At 58.6% G+C, this 498-nt stretch carries 1 protein-coding gene; it reads right to left on the bottom strand.

Features of this window, described 5'->3' with window-relative positions:
• Positions 1-332: hypothetical protein (locus ACR9Y2_RS40305; protein ID WP_435047591.1), on the bottom strand; the 332-nt coding region annotated here is incomplete at its 3' end.
• Positions 333-498: the final 166 nt, after the last annotated feature.

Genomic DNA, 498 nt, shown 5'->3' with positions numbered 1-498 from the left:
CGGAGCAGCTGTCTCAAAACCGCGATACTGGCCCAAAGCACCAACCCTCCATAGGCCAGGTTGATCAACACAAACGGAAACGGAACCTCCATCAGGCTGCCGATAATCATCCAGAGCGAAAACACCAACCCGCAAACGCAGAACACGCCGCCCGCCCACCTCTGGTTCAGCAGCAATCCGATCCCAAGAACCAGAAAGAATGCGCCAACTACCCAGGAGGGTTGCAGTTCCGCTGCCCGGATCCGCGCACCTTGCCTAGTCAGGTGGAAAACCGCGAAACAGAAGGCCGAGTACAGCACAGTGCCGGCGCCCAACCAGCGAAACAGAGTCATCCCTCCCTGCCACTTCGTTCGTGTTGTCTCATGAATACATGACGCTCGCAGAGGCCCGATCGCCGAAGTTGTCGGTTCAAATAGCACGCGAGAGCCCTCACGCGGGAATCGACTGCCCCACCGCCGGTGGCTCAGGAGCAAATCGAATACTCGTGCACGCCCGTCA

This window comes from Paludibaculum fermentans (assembly GCF_051172195.1).
Lineage (GTDB): Bacteria > Acidobacteriota > Terriglobia > Bryobacterales > Bryobacteraceae > Paludibaculum > Paludibaculum fermentans_A.
Note: the sequence above shows the minus strand (reverse complement) of the source record. Positions and strands in the feature narration are given on the sequence as shown.